General features: G+C 72.2%; 13 protein-coding genes. 6 read left to right on the forward strand and 7 right to left on the reverse strand.

Annotation, left to right across the window (positions count from 1 at the left end; genetic code table 11):
- The first annotated feature begins 259 nt into the window (after positions 1 to 259).
- The gene (locus ACFYYJ_RS13990; RefSeq protein WP_385122575.1) at positions 260 to 1222 is read left to right on the forward strand and encodes a hypothetical protein; all 963 of its coding nucleotides are present in this window, start codon (positions 260 to 262) and stop codon (positions 1220 to 1222) included.
- Here the strand turns inward: ACFYYJ_RS13990 and ACFYYJ_RS13995 are convergent.
- Together ACFYYJ_RS13995 and ACFYYJ_RS14000 are read right to left on the reverse strand one after the other, a co-directional pair.
- Positions 1198 to 2094 (reverse strand): pyridoxamine 5'-phosphate oxidase family protein, encoded by an 897-nt coding sequence (locus ACFYYJ_RS13995; protein ID WP_385122578.1) that lies wholly within the window; start codon positions 2092 to 2094, stop codon positions 1198 to 1200. The genes ACFYYJ_RS13990 and ACFYYJ_RS13995 overlap by 25 nt on opposite strands.
- Positions 2094 to 2552, reverse strand: coding sequence for a VOC family protein (locus ACFYYJ_RS14000; RefSeq protein ID WP_385122580.1), 459 nt, complete (start codon positions 2550 to 2552; stop codon positions 2094 to 2096). The genes ACFYYJ_RS13995 and ACFYYJ_RS14000 overlap by 1 nt, the downstream gene beginning before the upstream one ends.
- 127 nt (positions 2553 to 2679) lie before the next feature.
- Here ACFYYJ_RS14000 and ACFYYJ_RS14005 point away from each other — a divergent pair, with 127 nt between their 5' ends.
- The 3 genes from ACFYYJ_RS14005 (at position 2680) to ACFYYJ_RS14015 (ending at position 8096) form a co-directional block, all read left to right on the forward strand.
- Complete coding sequence (locus tag ACFYYJ_RS14005) at positions 2680 to 3264, forward strand: CGNR zinc finger domain-containing protein (RefSeq protein ID WP_385122582.1); 585 nt, start codon at positions 2680 to 2682, stop codon at positions 3262 to 3264.
- Between the two features lie 273 nt (positions 3265 to 3537).
- Positions 3538 to 6861: a S8 family serine peptidase gene (locus ACFYYJ_RS14010; RefSeq protein ID WP_389131974.1), complete on the forward strand. Its 3324-nt coding sequence runs from the start codon at positions 3538 to 3540 to the stop codon at positions 6859 to 6861.
- Between the two features lie 203 nt (positions 6862 to 7064).
- Positions 7065 to 8096, forward strand: a complete 1032-nt coding sequence (locus ACFYYJ_RS14015) for an aspartate-semialdehyde dehydrogenase (RefSeq protein WP_385122587.1) — start codon at positions 7065 to 7067, stop codon at positions 8094 to 8096.
- 60 nt (positions 8097 to 8156) lie between these two features.
- Here ACFYYJ_RS14015 and ACFYYJ_RS14020 read toward each other — a convergent pair whose 3' ends face one another.
- The gene (locus ACFYYJ_RS14020) at positions 8157 to 8657 is read right to left on the reverse strand and encodes a DUF1203 domain-containing protein (RefSeq protein ID WP_389131979.1); all 501 of its coding nucleotides are present in this window, start codon (positions 8655 to 8657) and stop codon (positions 8157 to 8159) included.
- A gap of 139 nt (positions 8658 to 8796) precedes the next feature.
- Here ACFYYJ_RS14020 and pepN point away from each other — a divergent pair, with 139 nt between their 5' ends.
- Positions 8797 to 11382 (forward strand): aminopeptidase N, encoded by a 2586-nt coding sequence (pepN, locus tag ACFYYJ_RS14025; protein ID WP_389131982.1) that lies wholly within the window; start codon positions 8797 to 8799, stop codon positions 11380 to 11382.
- 577 nt (positions 11383 to 11959) lie between these two features.
- Here the strand turns inward: pepN and ACFYYJ_RS14030 are convergent.
- The 4 genes from ACFYYJ_RS14030 to ACFYYJ_RS14045 form a co-directional block, all read right to left on the reverse strand.
- Complete coding sequence (locus ACFYYJ_RS14030; protein WP_385365947.1) at positions 11960 to 12862, reverse strand: LysR family transcriptional regulator; 903 nt, start codon at positions 12860 to 12862, stop codon at positions 11960 to 11962.
- A 20-nt stretch (positions 12863 to 12882) separates the two neighbouring features.
- A complete protein-coding gene (locus tag ACFYYJ_RS14035) occupies positions 12883 to 13818 on the reverse strand; it encodes a DMT family transporter (protein ID WP_385133813.1) in 936 nt (311 codons plus the stop codon).
- 42 nt (positions 13819 to 13860) lie between these two features.
- Complete coding sequence (locus ACFYYJ_RS14040; RefSeq protein WP_385365945.1) at positions 13861 to 14805, reverse strand: EamA family transporter; 945 nt, start codon at positions 14803 to 14805, stop codon at positions 13861 to 13863.
- 66 nt (positions 14806 to 14871) lie between these two features.
- Positions 14872 to 16140 (reverse strand): MFS transporter, encoded by a 1269-nt coding sequence (locus tag ACFYYJ_RS14045; RefSeq protein ID WP_389131988.1) that lies wholly within the window; start codon positions 16138 to 16140, stop codon positions 14872 to 14874.
- 117 nt (positions 16141 to 16257) lie between these two features.
- Here ACFYYJ_RS14045 and ACFYYJ_RS14050 point away from each other — a divergent pair, with 117 nt between their 5' ends.
- Complete coding sequence (locus ACFYYJ_RS14050) at positions 16258 to 16752, forward strand: MarR family winged helix-turn-helix transcriptional regulator (RefSeq protein WP_385133819.1); 495 nt, start codon at positions 16258 to 16260, stop codon at positions 16750 to 16752.
- Positions 16753 to 16798: the final 46 nt, after the last annotated feature.

Raw genomic sequence — 16798 nt, forward strand, 5'->3', positions numbered from 1 at the left:
CCCCAAAACCCCCCCGCCCCCCGCCCCCCCCCAAAAACCCCCCCCCCCCCCCCCCCCGGGGGGCCCCCCCCCCCGGGGCCCGGGGCCCCCCCCCCCCCCCGGGGGGTTGGGGGGGGGGGGGGGGGGGGGGCCCCCCCCGCCGCGGCGGCGCAGCGTATCGGTCATCGAACGCCCGTACTTTAGCCCCGTCTTGTCCGGGTTTGTCGACGAGCGTGTAACAGCGGTTATCAAGGCCATGGCCTGAGGGAATCACCGCGTCATGAACCACAACGCGCCCCTCCCCCTCGCCCACCTCACCGGCAGCCGCCCCCGCGTGCTCACCCTCGCCCAGCTGCGCGAGCACGGCGTCACCGCCTCCGACGCCGCCGAGCGGCCGTGGCAGCAGATCCTGCCGGGGGTGTTCCTGCTCCACTCCGGCCCCGCGACCAGCGAGGAGCGGCTGCACGCCGCGCTGCTGTACGCCGGCCGGCGCGGGCACGGGGAGGTCATGATCACCGGACTGGCGGCGCTCGCGCTGTACCGGTTCACCTCCGTCCCCGCCCTGCTCGCCCTCTCGCACGTCGACGTGCTCGTCCCCGGCACCCGCCGGCTGCGTTCCACCGGGGACGTGCGGATCGTGCGGGCGCACACCCCGCCCCGGCCCGAGGAGGTGACGGGGCTTCCGGTGGCGCCCGTCGCGCGGGCCGTCGCCGACGCCGTCGCCCAGCTCGACGACGCCGGCACCGTACGCCGCCTGCTCAGCGAGGCCGTCCGCGCCGGGCACTGCGAACCGGCCGCCGTCGTAAGGGAGCTGACGGTGGCCCGGCTGCTGAACCGCACGCACGTGGTCGACGCCGTCGAGGCCCTCCTCGCCGAGGGCCGCGCCATCGCCGAGGAGCGGCTGTACCACCTCGTACGCGGCTACGAGCTGCCCGAGCCGGTCTGGAACGTGGACCTGCGCATCCCCGGCGGCCCGCACCTCGGCGGCGTCGACGCCTTCTGGCCCGAGCACTCCGTGGCCGTGGAGCTCGACACCCGCGCCCCGCGCCAGGGCGAGGACGAGGAGTGGTCCGAGTCCGTGCGCAAGCGCGAGACCCTGGAGCGGCTCGGGGTGACCGTCATCCACATCACCCCGCGCAAGCTCCGCGACTGGCCCGAGCAGCAGGCGGCGGTCGTCCGGACCGCCCTGACGGCGTCCGGCGACCGCGAGCCCGCCGCCTATCTGGTGGTCCTGCCCAGGTGAGGCAGGTGGGGCGAGTACTCCGGGGCGCTCCAGCGCAGCCGCCCCGGATGGACGGCCTCGACCACCGACTCCACGCGGAAGCGGGTGGTGCGGCCCCCGTCGGGTCCGAACTCGACCCGGGCCCGGCCGCTGAGCTGGAGCACGGCCCCGGTCTCCCAGTCCGGGAAGAGCAGCCCGGCCCGCGGGTCGGCCGCGAGGTTGCCCAGGGTCAGGAACATGGCGTTGCCCGCGTAGTCCGGCCAGCTCAGCTCGGTCGGCGAGAGCACCTCGACGAAGCCGGGCAGCCCGCCCCGGTGGCTGGCGTCGACCCCGTCCGCCTCTGCCGTGGTCGCCACGAAGAAGGTGTCGGCGGCACGGACGGCCCGCTCCTGGTCGGGGGTGAGCGCGTCCCCGCGCCGCACGACACCGGCTCCTTCGGCGGCCAGGTCCAGCGGTTGCCGCTTCTGGAGGTACTTGGGGCAGTTGGCGAAGACCTGCTCGGCCTGGACCGCGAAGCCCCGACCGGTCACCTCCAGCGTGCCGTTCAGCCTCATCCGTCGCCGGGTGCGCGGGTCGAGGGAGATGGTGCCGACCTTCGTCCCGGCCGCGGCCAGCGCCCCGGTCAGCGGATCCCCGGCCGGCAGGCCGCCGGCGACCGTGATCCGCTGCGGCCCGGTGGCCCGTACGAAACCGGGCGGACCGGTGAGCAGGGAGGCCCACACCAGGCCCCCGCCGTCGGCGGCGCCGACGACGAGGTGGGGCTGCTGCTCCAGGAAGGCCGCGGCCACGTCCTTGATGCCCGTGCCGATCGAACGACCGACGTGCTCGGCGAGTTCGCGTACGCCGACCCGTTCCTGAACGGCGAGCGAGCCCTGGTGGTAGGCCCCGGACATTAGAAGAATCCGCAGGTGGGAGCGGATTCACTGGGGGCGGGGGCACCTTCGGCGCCGGTCGGGACCGAGATCTCCAGGCGGGTCCCGTCGGGGTCGTGGAAGAAGATGCCGCCCGAGGCCGCGCCCTCGCGGTGGGCGACGACGCCCTCGTACGCGAATTCCACGCCCAGGCCGCGCAGCCGCTCCTCGTACGCGCGCACCTCCTCGATGGCGCCGGCGGAGAACGCCAGGTGGTGCAGTCCGGCCGCGGTGGGCGCGTACGCGCCGTCGGCCTGCTGCCAGAGGGTCAGCACGAGCTCGCCGTCCTGGCCGAGGAAGGCGAAGCGCCGGCCCTCCTCCTTGCCCTCGCCCAGCACTCGGAAGCCGAGCGCGTCCCGGTAGAAGGCGAGCGAGCGCTCCAGATCGGTGACGTTCAGGCCCACGTGGCCGGTACGGAGGGTGCTGATGGCGGTGGTCATGACGGGTTCCTTCCCCAGAGGACTGCGCGACTTCCTAACCTTCTAAATCGAGGTTAAAGGTTAGGATGGGATACGTCAACCGGTCACGTACCCTTCAGGGGTTAGCGAGGCGCGGAGGAGACGGAACATGACGGCGACGGACGAGGCCACGGACCGGGCCGACGACCCCCGCCCCCTGACCGGGGAGCCGGTCGCGCTCGACCTGCTGAACACCCGCTGGATGCGGGAGGGCGAGCTCACCGACCTCTTCGCCGGGGCCTTCGGGCTCGGCCGGGTCGAGGGGCTGCGGATCTGGCTGGAGTCCACCGGGCTGGCCGACCGCTTCCGCGCCGACGCCCCGACCCTCGTCCACCTGATGACCGCCCGCGAGGCACTGGCCCGCGCCGTGGCGGACCCCGCCGACGAGAGCGCCCGCGCACTGGTCGACGCCGTACTGGAGCACGGGCGCATCCGCGCCACCCTGACGGCCGAAGGCCCGGGCGAGCGGGCCGAGTTCGACGATCCGACCTGGGGTCCGGCCTGGACCGCCGCCCGGAACTACCTGGAGCTGCTGGGCACCGCGCCCGACCGGATCCGCAAGTGCGCCTCCGAGACCTGCGTGCTGCACTTCCACGACACCTCGCGCAACGGGACCCGGCGCTGGTGCTCCATGTCCGTCTGCGGAAACCGGGCGAAAGCCTCCCGACACTACGCGCGCACGCGCGAGCGCTGAACGGTCCGAAACCGTCACACCCGCACCGGGGCGCGATCGCGCCCCGGTGCTGTCTTGCAGTCGGCAAGTCGACAAATCAGCTCCGCGACCACCGGAGTTCACTCCGGTCTGTCCCGGTAAGGCCGCGCTGGCGTATGCGCCGCGCTGGCGAGTGTCCGCCATGGCGGGTACCGGTCAATGACAACACTCCCCAAAGAGCTGTCGTTTGCGCAAAGCTGACCGGTCATCCGGCACCGAAATCCGGACCGTATCTTTCACTTACCAGGGATGCTGATGACCCTCGAATCCCCCGGCTCCATACCCGCGGCCAGACGCGTCGCGCGCGTCGCGGCCGCGGCGGGCCTGGTGGCCGCCCTCGCGGCCACCGGCTCGGCGCCCGTCTTCGCGGCGAACGCGGCCGACGCCCCGGGCTCCAACCCGGCCGTCAAGTCCGCCGACCAGAAGCTCGGTTCGGCCGACGCAGAGCTGCTCCAGGAGGCCAAGGCCAAGGGTGACGCGACCGTCACCGTCATGGTCGCGACCGCCCCCGGCGAGACCAAGCAGGTCACCGACCAGATCGGTGCCGTCCCCGGCGCCTCGGTCGGCCAGACCTACGACAAGCTCGGCTACGTGCGCGCCACCCTGCCGACCGGCAAGGCGGAGGCCGCGCTGAAGGCGGCCGCCAAGCTGTCCTCCGTGCACGGCATCGACCTGCGGCACGAGATCCAGCTGCCGGACCCCCGCCCCGACACCAAGGGCGAGTCGGGCAAGGTCCAGAAGACCGCCGCCGAGTCGTACCCCGCGCCGGACAAGAACACCCCGGCGAAGAACCCGTACAACCCGTCCTTCGAGACGGGCGCGGTGGACTTCGTCGCGAAGAACCCGCAGGCGGACGGCCGCGGCGTGACCATCGGCATCCTGGACTCGGGCGTCGACGTCAGCCACCCGGCGCTGCAGAAGACCACCACCGGCGAGCGCAAGATCGTCGACTGGGTGACCGCGACCGACCCGATCGCCGACGGCGACGCCACCTGGCGCGCCCAGATCACCCCGGTCACGTCCACCGGCGGCACCTTCACCGCGGGCGGCGCGAGCTGGAAGGCCCCCGAGGGCAGCTTCCAGTGGAGCCGCTTCAGCGAGTCGATCACCGCCAACGGCGACATGAAGGGCGACGTCAACCGGGACGGGGACACCACCGACCGGTTCGGCATGCTCTACGACCCGGTCGCCGGGACCGTCCGCGTCGACACCGACCAGGACAACGACTTCACGAACAACGAGCCGATGAAGCCGTACAAGGACGGCTACCAGATCGGGTACTTCGGTACGGACAACCCGGCGACCGACGTCGCCGAGCGCATCCCGTTCGTGATCCAGATCCGCAAGGACGTCCCGATGGACCCGCTCGGCGGGGACTGGGTCGGCAAGAAGGCCGACTTCGTCAACATCGGCATCATCGAGTCCGAGCACGGCACGCACGTCGCGGGCATCACCGCCGCCAACAGCCTCTTCGGCGGCAAGATGAACGGCGAGGCGCCGGGCGCGAAGATCGTCTCCTCGCGCGCCTGCACCTGGTCCGGCGGCTGCACCAACATCGCGCTGACCGAGGGCATGATCGACCTCGTCGTCAACCGCGGCGTGGACATCGTCAACATGTCCATCGGCGGCCTGCCGGCGCTGAACGACGGCAACAACGCCCGTTCGGAGCTCTACAAGAACCTCATCGACACCTACGGTGTCCAGCTCGTCATCTCGGCGGGCAACGAGGGCCCCGGTGTCAACACCATCGGCGACCCCGGTCTCGCGGACAAGGTCATCTCCGTGGGTGCCGCGGTCTCCAAGGAGACCTGGGCCGCCAACTACGGCTCCGGCGTGACCAAGAAGTACAACATGTTCCCCTTCTCCTCGCGCGGTCCGCGTGAGGACGGCGGGTTCACGCCGACCATCACCGCCCCCGGCGCGGCCATCAACACCATCCAGACCTGGCTGCCCGGCGCGCCCGTGAAGGAGGCCGGCTACAACCTCCCGGCCGGTTACGGCATGCTCCAGGGCACCTCGATGTCCTCGCCGCAGGCAGCGGGCGCCAGCGCCCTGCTGATCTCGGCCGCCAAGCAGCAGAAGATCGCGCTGTCCCCGGCGAGCCTGCGCACCGCGCTCACCAGCACCGCGAAGAAGATCGACGACGTCCCGGCGCACGCCCAGGGCTCGGGTCTGATCAACGTCCTCGGCGCGTGGGAGTCCATCCAGCGCGGCGCGAAGTCCAACGAGTTCACCGTCAAGGCGCCGGTCGACACCGCGATCGACCAGTTCCTGAAGACCCCGGGCTTCGGCACCGGCCTCTACGACCGCGAGGGCGGCCTGAAGGTCGGCCAGAAGAAGGTCTACGACGTCGTCGTCACCCGCACCACCGGCGTCAAGTACGGCACCCGCCACAACCTGAGCTGGCGCAACAACGACGGCACGTTCAAGATCCTCGGCGACTACGACTACGTCACGCTGCCGCTGAACAAGCCCGTCACCATCAAGGTCGAGGCCAAGCCCAAGACGGCCGGCGTCCACAGCGGCATCCTGCAGCTGGACGACGAGACCACCGAGGGCATCGACAAGCAGATCCTGACCACGGTCATCGCCTCCACCCCGCTGGCGAAGCCGTCGTTCTCCTTCTCGGACACCTCGTCCGTGCAGCGCAACAGCCACAAGTCGTACTTCGTCACCGTGCCGCAGGGCGCGAAGACCCTCGAGGTCGCCCTCGGCGGTCTCGCGGCGGGCAGCCAGACGCGCTTCATCTCGATCCACCCCTACGGTGTGGGCGTCGAGGACAGCGCGACCACCCAGTGCTACCCGAACTACGACAACCCGGCGAACCAGTGCCGCCCCGACCTGCGGTCGTACGCCGACCCGCAGCCGGGCGTCTGGGAGATCGAGGTCGAGTCGCGCCGTACGTCGCCGCTCCTCGACAACCCGTTCAAGCTGGACGTCTCCGTGCTCGGCGCGGCCTTCGACCCCGCGGTCAAGGTCCTGCCCGAGGTGAAGCAGGGCACCCCGGCGCCGGTCCAGTGGACCGTCAAGAACGACGGTGCGGCCATCTCCGGCGGCAAGCTCAAGGGCGGCCCGCTCGGCTCCGCGAAGGTCGCCAAGCCGACCATCGCCAACGGTGAGACCCAGACCACCGAGGTCACGATCGGCGAGGGCGTCTCCCGCCTCGACATCGCGATCGGCAAGGTCTCCGACACCGCCGCCGACCTCGACCTCGAGGTCTACAAGGACGGCGTCAAGGTCGGCTCCTCCGCCGACGGCGACTCCGAGGAGGCCGTGAGCCTGGCCAACCCGGCCGCGGGCACCTACCAGATCAAGGTGCTCGGCTACGCGGTCCCGTCCGGCTCCACCACCTACGACTACCGCGACGTGTACTTCTCGGCCGCCCTGGGCTCCGTCCAGGTCGACGAGGCCGCCGCGGTGAACCTCGCCAACGGCGCCTCCACGGCGATCTCGGCGAACGTCCTGGTCGGCGCCGCCGCCCCCGAGGGCCGGCAGTTCTTCGGCCAGGTCCAGCTGCTGAACGCCCGCGGCACCGCCGCCGGCACCGGCAGCGTGCAGATCGAGAAGGTCCTGCCGTAGCGGGTGCGCGACAGCGCGGACGCATGACGGTGTGACCGCATGACGGAGGGGCCGGTGCCGATGGCGCCGGCCCCTTCGCGCTGTCCCGGGACCCGTCAATCACGGCAGATCGTCCGTACTGCGGACAATGGATTGGACAAGGACCGGACGGTCGAACGCATGATGGCTACAGTGCCCGCGTCGTATGTACTAAAGGAGTCACCGTGAGGGTCGGAATCGTCGGAGCCACCGGACAGGTCGGCGGAGTCATGCGCGGCATCCTCGCCGAGCGCAAGTTCCCGGTGGACGAGCTGCGGCTGTTCGCCTCGGCCCGTTCGGCCGGCACGACCCTCGAATGGGAGGGCCGGGAGATCACCATCGAGGACGCCTCGACGGCGGACTACTCCGGCCTGGACATCGTCCTCTTCTCCGCCGGTGGCGCCACCTCCAAGGCGCTGGCCGAGAAGGTCGCCTCCCAGGGCGCCGTCGTGATCGACAACTCCTCCGCCTGGCGCGGCCACCCCGAGGTCCCCCTCGTGGTCTCCGAGGTCAACCCGCACGCGATCAAGAACCGCCCCAAGGGCATCATCGCGAACCCGAACTGCACCACCATGGCCGCCATGCCGGTGCTGCGCCCCCTCCACGAGGAGGCCGGCCTGACCGCGCTGATCGCCACCACCTACCAGGCCGTCTCCGGCTCCGGCCTGGCCGGCGTCGCCGAGCTCAAGGGCCAGGCCTGCGCGGTCTCCGAGGCCGCCGACCAGCTGACCTTCGACGGCGACGCGGTGGAGTTCCCCGAGCCCGCCGTCTACAAGCGTCCGATCGCCTACAACGTGGTCCCGCTCGCGGGCAACCTCGTCGACGACGGCTCCTTCGAGACCGACGAGGAGCAGAAGCTCCGCAACGAGTCCCGCAAGATCCTCGAGATCCCGGGCCTCAAGGTCTCCGGCACCTGCGTGCGCGTCCCCGTCTTCTCCGGCCACTCGCTCCAGGTCAACGCCCGCTTCGACCGTCCGATCAGCGTCGAGCGCGCCTACGAGCTGCTGAAGGACGCCCCGGGCGTCGAGCTGTCGGAGATCCCGACCCCCCTCCAGGCCGCCGGCAAGGACGCCTCGTACGTGGGCCGCATCCGCGCCGACGAGACGGTGGACAACGGCCTCGCGCTGTTCCTGTCGAACGACAACCTCCGCAAGGGCGCCGCGCTGAACGCGGTGCAGATCGCGGAACTCGTCGCCGAGGAGCTGCGTCAGGGCTGAGCCCCGGCGAACCCTCGCGAAGGGGGCGGGCACCGTTCGGTGCCCGCCCCCTTCGCCGTGTCACGGCCTGCGGACCTCGAAGAGGAAGCAGCCGAACTCGGCGGCGCGCAGGTGGACGAGCGCCACCTCCGGCTCGGCGAAGGCCTCGTCCAGGGCCCGCTCGATCACCGCGTCGGGCTCCTCGCCCAGGTCGAGGACCCGCCCGCCGAGGATGTGCCCGCGGGCGTCGTACCGCCGGGCGGTGCGCTGCACGCCGGCGCGGGCGAAGGGGTGTCCGCCGCCCTCCGCGGGCCCCGCGCAGGCCTCGGCGTGGACGAAGACCGGCCCCTGCTCGTCGTACGCCCCCGGGTCCGCGCCCGTGGCGGCCGCCCAGCGGCGCAGCGGCGCGTACGAGACGAGCGCGATCCGCTCGCCCGCCCCGCTCGGCCGCAGGCAGCAGCGCAGCGGCGCCCCGCCCTCCTCGTCCCGGTAGGGGACGCGCTCCCGTCCGGCGTCGTCCCGTACCCGGAGCTCCTTGAGCGCCGTCTCCTCGATGGGCCTCGCCCAGTACCTGCTGTCCATGTCCGTCAGCATGGCGGCGCCGCCCGCCGGAGTCCGGCGGGAATCCGACGTCGCGTTCGCCCGTGGATTACTCCGACCCGGTGGCGCGGACCGCATGGAAGGATGGCCGGGCAACGTCACCATCAAAGGAGATGAACGCGTGCCCGGCACGAATCTCACCCGTGAAGAGGCCCAGCAGCGGGCCAAGCTGCTCACCGTCGACTCGTACGAGATCGAGCTCGATCTCAGCGGCGCTCAGGAGGGTGGCACCTACCCCTCCGTGACCACCGTGCGGTTCCAGTCGGCCGAGGCCGGGGCCGAGACCTTCATCGACCTGGTCGCCCCGGCCGTGCACGAGGTCGTCCTGAACGGCAGGTCGCTGGACGCCTCGGAGGTCTTCCAGGACTCCCGGATCGCCCTCAGCGGGCTCGAGGCCGGGGCCAACGAGCTCCGTGTCGTCGCGGACTGCGCGTACACCAACACCGGCGAGGGTCTGCACCGCTTCGTCGACCCGGTCGACCAGCAGGCGTACCTGTACACCCAGTTCGAGGTGCCGGACGCGCGGCGCGTCTTCGCCAGCTTCGAGCAGCCCGACCTGAAGGCGACGTTCCGGTTCACCGTGACGGCCCCCGAGGGCTGGACGGTCATCTCGAACTCGCCGACCCCGGAGCCGAAGGACCGGGTGTGGGCCTTCGAGCCGACCCCGCGCATCTCCTCCTACATCACGGCCCTGATCGTCGGCCCGTACCACGCGGTGCACAGCTCGTACGAGGGCAAGGACGGCCAGGTCGTCCCGCTCGGCATCTACTGCCGCCCCTCGCTCGCCGAGTTCCTCGACGCGGACGCGATCTTCGACGTGACCCGGCAGGGCTTCGACTGGTTCCAGGAGAAGTTCGCCTACGACTACCCGTTCGCCAAGTACGACCAGCTCTTCGTCCCCGAGTTCAACGCGGGCGCGATGGAGAACGCGGGCGCGGTCACCATCCGCGACCAGTACGTCTTCCGCTCGAAGGTCACGGACGCCACCTACGAGGTGCGCGCCGAGACGATCCTGCACGAGCTCGCGCACATGTGGTTCGGCGACCTGGTCACCATGGAGTGGTGGAACGACCTGTGGCTGAACGAGTCCTTCGCCACCTACACCTCGATCGCCTGCCAGGCCTACGCCGAGGGTTCGAAGTGGCCGCACGCGTGGACCACGTTCGCCAACTCCATGAAGACCTGGGCGTACCGGCAGGACCAGCTGCCGTCCACGCACCCGATCATGGCGGACATCCGTGACCTCGACGACGTCATGGTCAACTTCGACGGCATCACGTACGCCAAGGGCGCGTCGGTGCTCAAGCAGCTCGTCGCCTACGTCGGCACGGACGCCTTCTTCAAGGGCGTGCAGGCGTACTTCAAGGCGCACGCCTTCGGGAACACCCGCCTGTCGGACCTGCTGGGCGCCCTGGAGGAGACCTCGGGCCGCGACCTGACCGCCTGGTCGAAGGCGTGGCTGGAGACGGCCGGCATCAACATCCTGCGGCCGGAGATCACCACCGACGCGGACGGTGTGGTCACCGCCTTCGGCATCCGTCAGGAGGCGCCCGCGCTGCCCGCCGGCGCCAAGGGCGAGCCGACGCTGCGCCCGCACCGGATCGCGGTCGGCCTGTACGACCTGGACGGTGGCAAGCTCGTCCGCACGGAGCGGATCGAGCTGGACATCGACGGCGAGCTGACGGAGGTGCCGGAGCTGCTGGGCCGCGCCCGCCCGGCCGTCGTCCTGCTCAACGACGACGACCTGTCGTACGCCAAGGTCCGTCTGGACGAGGAGTCCCTCGCGACGGTCACGGCGCACCTGGGCGACTTCACCGACTCGATGCCGCGCGCGCTGTGCTGGGCCTCGGCGTGGGACATGACCCGCGACGGCGAGCTGGCCACCCGCGACTACCTCTCCCTCGTCCTGTCGGGCATCGGCAAGGAGACGGACATCGGCGTCGTCCAGTCGCTGCACCGTCAGGTGAAGCTGGCGATCGAGCTGTACGCGGACCCGGCGTGGCGCGAGGAGGGCCTGGCGGCCTGGACCTCGGCGGCGCTGGAGCACCTGCGTGCGGCGGAGCCGGGCAGCGACCACCAGCTGGCGTGGGCGCGCGCCTTCGCGGCCACGGCCCGCACGGAGGAGCAGCTGACGTTCCTGTCGGCGCTGCTGGACGGCTCGACCGTGGTCGAGGGCCTGGCCGTCGACACCGAGCTGCGGTGGGCGTTCCTGGAGCGGCTGGCGGCCACGGGCCACGCCGACGAGGGGACAATCGCGGCCGAGCTGGAGCGGGACGCGACGGCGGCGGGCGAACGGCACGCGGCGACGGCGCGGGCGGCGCGTCCGACGGCCGAGGCGAAGGCCGCGGCCTGGGCGTCGGTGGTGGAGTCCGGCGACCTGCCGAACGCGGTGCAGGAGGCGGTGATCGCGGGCTTCGTCCAGACGGACCAGCGGGAGCTGCTGGCCCCGTACACGGCGAAGTACTTCTCGGCGCTGAAGGGCGTCTGGGAGTCCCGCAGCCACGAGATCGCGCAGCAGATCGCGGTGGGTCTGTACCCGTCGCTCCAGGTCTCCGAGGCCACCCTGTCCCAGACGGACTCCTGGCTCGCCTCGGCCGAGCCGAACGCGGCCCTTCGCCGTCTGGTGTCGGAGTCCCGCTCGGGCGTCGAGCGCGCGCTGAAGGCCCAGGCGGCCGACGCCGCCGCCGCCGCTGCCGCTCGCGCGTAGCCCCCACCGTGCCCGTGGAGCCCCCCGGCCCCACGGGCACGGCCCCCGCTCCCCAGGCTGCGGCACCGTTGCCGGGGGCCGGACCCCGGACCCCCGGCTGCGGCGCCATCGCCGCGGGGCCGGACCCCGGAGCCCCGGTCCTCAAACGCCGGACGGGCTGTTTTGCCTCCGGCGGCGCCTCAAACGCCGGCGGGGCTGGATTCGGTTGCTGCCGTCCGCCACGTGCGGCTGAATTGCCCGCAGGGCAGATCCAGCCCCGCCGGCGTTTGAGGCGCGGGGTCCGGGGCGGAGCCCCAGGGAACGGTGGAAGGGCGGGTAGGGGACGGCCCCGCGCAGCGGCACCCGAACCGCGGACCGGCCCGCGCCCCAGGGCAGGGCGGCACCCCGGTCCGCAGCCGGACCCCGGGGCGGGGCGGCATCCCGGGCCCGGTCCGCATCCCGGGACGGGGCGGTACCCCAGGCCAGGGCCGCGTCCCCCATGGCGGGGCGGCATCCCGGGCCCGGTCCGCATCCCGGGGCGGGGCGGTACCCCGGGCCGGGGCCATACCCCCGGGCCCGGGCTGCCCGCGAGGCGGGACTAGCCGCGGGTCGCGGCCACCGCGCGGAGGGCCGTCAGGACGTGGGAGACCGCCGGTGCGGCTTCGCCGCCCCGGCGGACCGCGGCGATCACGTGCCGCGTCGGCCGGTCGTGCGTGAGGACCCGGACGGCGACGCCCGAGGCCCGGCTCGACACCATGCGGGGGACCAGGGCCACGCCCATCCCCGCCTCCACCATCGCGAGGATCGCGGTCCAGCCGGAGGCCGAGTGCGCCTGTTCCGGTACGAACCCCGCCGCCTCGCACGCGCCCACCGCGATCTCCGACCAGGGCCCGCTGCCCCCGTAGATCCACGGGTCGCCGGACAGGTCCGCCAGCCGGACCTCCGCCGCCCCGGCCAGCGGGTGCCCCGGCGGGAGCGCCACGTCCAGGGGGTCCTCCATCAGCGTCACCCGCGTGAACCGCGGATCGCGCGCCGTCGGCGCATGGGCCGCCAGGGACAGTGCCAGGTCCACGCCCCCGGCCGCGAGGAGCTCGTACGATTCCGCGGCCTCGGTCTCCCGCACGCGGACCTCCACCCCCGGCCGACTCTCCCGCAGCGCCGCCACCGCCGGTACGACGAGCGCCGGTACGGCGGTGGAGAAGGCGCCCACCCGCACCTCCCCCGCGTCCCCCGCGAGGTACCCGGCGAGCTCCGCGTCGGCCCGTTCCAGCTGTGCGAACACCGCCTCGGCGTGCCGTAGTACGAGGTGCGCCGCGTCCGTGAGGCGGACCCGCCGGCCCTCGGCCTCCAGCAACACCACACCCAGCTGCCGGGCGAGGTTCGTCAGCTGCTGCGAAACGGCCGAGGGCGTCATGTGCAGCGCCTCGGCCGTCGCGGTGACGGTCCCCCGTTCGGCGAGGGTCCGCAGGATCCGCAGCTTCTTGATGTCCCACTCGGTCATGGGCCGAACCTACCGGCGGCCTACTTGCGGGCGCTCCCCAGCATGACCCCGCCGAGGATCAGCACCATGCTCAGCAGCTGCGCGGGGCCGGTCCGTTCGCCCAGCAGCAGGAAGCCGAGTCCGGCCACGCAGACCGGCTGGAGGTAGTAGACGATTCCGGCGCGGGCCGCCCCGATGATCGAGACCGCCTTGTTCCAGGCGAAGAAGGCGACGGCCGAGGAGAACACCCCGACGTACAGCAGCGCTCCGACGGACCCGGCGGTGACCTCGAAGGCGCCCTGGACGGAGACGGACACCGCGTACGCCGGGGCCAGCATCAGCGCGCCGAGCGCGAAGGTGGTCATCAGGAAGGCCAGGCCGCCCAGTTCGGCGGGCTTGCGCTTGAGCAGGGCGCTGTACGTGGCGAAGGAGAGGGCGGCGGCGAACATCCACAGGTCGCCGGCGCCGAAGTCGAAGCCGATGGAGCCGTCCCCGACGAGCAGCAGCACGCCGAAGGCCGCGACGAACATCCCGATGGTGCGCCGGGCGCCGAGCCGTTCGCCGCCGAGGCGGGCGTACAGCGCCATGATGACGGGCGAGGCCGCCATGATCATGCCCATGTTGGAGGCGGAGGTGGTCAGTCCGGCCTGGTGCACGAGGGTGTTGTAGAGGGCGACGCCGAACAGCGAGGCCAGGGCGATGAATCCGAGGTGCTGCCGGATCAGGGCCCGCTGCTGCCAGACCTGGCGGGCGGCGAAGGGGGCGACGGCGAGGAGGGCGATCACCCAGCGCCAGAACACGGCCTGCACGGGCGGGACGTGTCCGGCCATTCCGCGGGTGGCGACGAAGCTTCCGGACCAGACGACCGTCGCCAGGAGGGCGAGGAGCACGCCGAGACCGGCGGCTCCCTTCTTCCCGGTGCCCGTGACGTCGGGCTCTGTTTGCGGGACGGTGCGGGCGCGGTCCGTGACGGCCACTGGGTGTCTCCCCCTCGGGGTGGGTCTGAGCGATGCGTGGGCCTACCGTCGCACCTTCCCATCGGTCAGGTCCATCGAAATGTTTCGATCGTTCTCTTCAGTAGAACTGAACGATTCCTCGGCGGCGCGGGCCGAGCGGGCGGCCGCGAGCTGTCCGGCGACGGTGGCCCCGAAGGCGATCGCCATCCCCGCCAGCTGTACGGGCGTCAGCGCCTGCCCGAGGGCCGCCCAGCCGATGACGGCGGCGGTCAGCGGGGAGAGCGGGCCGAGCAGGGTGACCGAGGTGGCGCTGAGCTGCCCGATGCCGCGGAACCAGAGCCAGTACGCGGTGCCGGTGTTGATCAGCATCATGTAGCCGTAGCCGAGCACGGCGTGGCCGTCGAGGGCCGGCGGCGCGCCCTCGACCAGGGCGGCGACCGGGATGATGACCAGCCCGCCCGCGGTGAGCTGCCAGCCGGTCATGGCCAGCGGGCCGACGCCCTCGGGGCGTCCCCAGCGCTTCGTCATGACGGTGCCCGCGCCCATGGAGGCGGAGGAGACCACGCCGGCGACGATCCCGATGGCGTCCAGCTTCGCCTCGGCGGTGAGGACGACCATGCTCACGCCGAAGGCCGCCACGATGGCCGCGAGGACCGTACGGATGCTCGCGCGCTCCCCGAGGAGCAGTGCGGCGAGCCCCACGACGAACAGCGGTCCGGCCGAGCCGAGCACGGCCGCGACGCCACCGGGCAGCCGGTAGGCGGAGAGGAACAGCAGCGGGAAGAAGGCGCCGATGTTGAGGGTGCCGAGGACCGCGGACTTCCACCACCACTCGCCCTTGGGGATGGTCCGGGACAGTGCGGTCAGCAGGAGTCCGGCGGGCAGGGCGCGCATCACGCCGGTGAACAGCGGCCGGTCGGGGGGCAGCAGTTCGCTGGCCACGAAGTAGGTGGAACCCCAGGAGATCGGGGCGAGGGCGGTGAGGGCGACGGTGGCGACGCGCTTCATGATGCTGACTCCTCGGCAGGTGAGGAAGGAGGGACGTGAGGGGTGTGACGTGCCTACGGGCGCGGCTCAGGCGGCGGCCGGGGCCGGGGCCGGGGTGCGCCCGGCGGCGGGGACCGGCGGCTCGGCGTACACGGCCTCGGCGGGGAGGTGCGGCTCCAGCCGGACCAGTGCCAGGGCGGCGCCGAGCGCGCTGACGGTGAGGACGGCCCAGGGCAGCCGCCCGTCGACGGCGAGCAGGGCGGTGAAGAGGGAGGGGGCGAGCGCGGTGGCCAGCGAGTAGGACAGCTGGTAGGTGGCCAGGTAGCGGCCGCGGACGGCTTCGGGGGCGGCGGAGACCGACAGGGCGCCGCCGGAGGGGCTGTGCACCAGTTCACCGAGGGTGTAGACGACCACGATGACCATCAGGGCGACCAGGGTGGCGGTCTGCCCGGGGCGGACGGTGCCGAGCACGATCTGACCGACGAAGGCGGCGGCGAAGAGCAGGGAGCCGAGGGCGGCCGAACGGGTGCGGCGGGCGCCGGAGCGGCGGACCCGGCTCGCGATCAGTACGCCGACCCCGGCGCACAGGACGGTGTTGAGGGTGAAGGCGGCCCCGGTGAGGGAGGCGGGCGCCATCAGCCAGGTGGAGAGGTAGAGCGGGAAGAGGACCGAGAGGGCGGCGTAGCCGAGCGCGGCGAGGAAGTTGGCGGCGGTGAGCCCGAGGAAGGGCCGGTCGTGCAGGACCATCCGGTAGCCGGCGGCCTCGCGCTTCACGGCGGCGCCCTCGACGTCGCGCACCGGGCGGACCCGGGCGACGAGGAGCCCGGCGAGGGCGAAGGCCAGCGCGTTGGCCCAGGCGGTGTAGGTGAACCCGCCGGTACCCCACAGGGCGAGGACCCCGGTGACGAGCATGGCGCCCGCGCCCATCCCGGCGTTCTGCAGCGCACGGATCGAGGCCTGGAGCCGGTCGCGGGCGGAGCCGCGCGCCACCTCCCCGATCAGGGACTGCTGGACGATCGAGAAGGAGCGGTCGGCGAGGGCGGTGACGAGGGTGACGGCGGCGAACGCGGCCAGTGAGCTCGCGAAGGGGTAGAGCGCGAAGCCGACCGCCCGCATCCCGTAGAGGCCCAGGTTGACCTTCTTGGCGCCGAACCGGTCGACGGCCGTCCCCGCCAGCGGCATGAAGGCCAGTCCGGCGACGCCCGTGATGGTCATGACCAGGCCGACGAGGGTGAAGGAGAGCCCCGTGACGTGGTGGAAGAAGACCAGCGAGAACGGGACGTACATGCCGATACCGACCGAGCTGATCCCGACACCGGCGAGCATGGCCCGCTCACCCGCGACTCTCGTTTCCATCGTGTCCCCCGCAGTTGGCCGATCAAAGTAGGTCGATGGAAAGTAGCTTACTCGTAAGCTACTTTCCGTCAAGCAACTTTCTTGCGATCGACTTCCGGAAGGCTGGATACTGCGCCCATGACCGAGGCCAACAAGGACGCCGTCGACGCCATCGCCGCCCAGTGGCACGTGGTGCGCCCGGACCTGAACACCGAACCCATGGAAGTCTTCGGACGCATCTACCGGATCGCCCGGGCCATGGGGGACGAGATGGAACGGGCCTACGCCCGCTTCGGGATCTCGCGGGGCGAGTTCGACGTGGTCGCCACGCTGCGCCGCTCCGGCGTGCCGTACACGCTCTCGCCGCGGCAGCTGTCGGCGACGCTGATGCTCACCACGGGCGGCATGACGGGGCGTCTGGACAAGCTGGAGAAGGCCGGGCTGCTCAGCCGCAAGCCCGATCCGCACGACCGGCGCGGACTCCAGGTGACGATCACCGACCGCGGGCTCGCGCTCATCGACGAGGCCGTCACGGCCGGCCTGGAGGTGCAGCGCGCCGCGCTCACCGGGCTCAGTGACGAAGAGGCCGAGGTGCTCGGCGGGCTGCTCCGCAAGCTACTGGCCGGCATGTAGAGAACACGACGGGGCGCCGGGGGTCGTCACACGGCCGAAACGAATC

The organism is Streptomyces sp. NPDC002467 (assembly GCF_042889825.1).
Classification (GTDB): domain Bacteria; phylum Actinomycetota; class Actinomycetes; order Streptomycetales; family Streptomycetaceae; genus Streptomyces.

Coding starts and splice junctions, on each gene's coding strand:
- ACFYYJ_RS13995 (WP_385122578.1), bottom strand. CDS start 2,094: ATGTCCGGGGCCTACCACCAGGGCTCGCTCGCCGTTCAGGAACGGGTC.
- ACFYYJ_RS14005 (WP_385122582.1), top strand. CDS start 2,680: ATGACGGCGACGGACGAGGCCACGGACCGGGCCGACGACCCCCGCCCC.
- ACFYYJ_RS14045 (WP_389131988.1), bottom strand. CDS start 16,140: ATGGAAACGAGAGTCGCGGGTGAGCGGGCCATGCTCGCCGGTGTCGGG.
- ACFYYJ_RS14040 (WP_385365945.1), bottom strand. CDS start 14,805: ATGAAGCGCGTCGCCACCGTCGCCCTCACCGCCCTCGCCCCGATCTCC.
- ACFYYJ_RS14000 (WP_385122580.1), bottom strand. CDS start 2,552: ATGACCACCGCCATCAGCACCCTCCGTACCGGCCACGTGGGCCTGAAC.
- ACFYYJ_RS14050 (WP_385133819.1), top strand. CDS start 16,258: ATGACCGAGGCCAACAAGGACGCCGTCGACGCCATCGCCGCCCAGTGG.
- ACFYYJ_RS13990 (WP_385122575.1), top strand. CDS start 260: ATGAACCACAACGCGCCCCTCCCCCTCGCCCACCTCACCGGCAGCCGC.
- ACFYYJ_RS14010 (WP_389131974.1), top strand. CDS start 3,538: ATGACCCTCGAATCCCCCGGCTCCATACCCGCGGCCAGACGCGTCGCG.
- ACFYYJ_RS14030 (WP_385365947.1), bottom strand. CDS start 12,862: ATGACCGAGTGGGACATCAAGAAGCTGCGGATCCTGCGGACCCTCGCC.
- ACFYYJ_RS14020 (WP_389131979.1), bottom strand. CDS start 8,657: ATGGACAGCAGGTACTGGGCGAGGCCCATCGAGGAGACGGCGCTCAAG.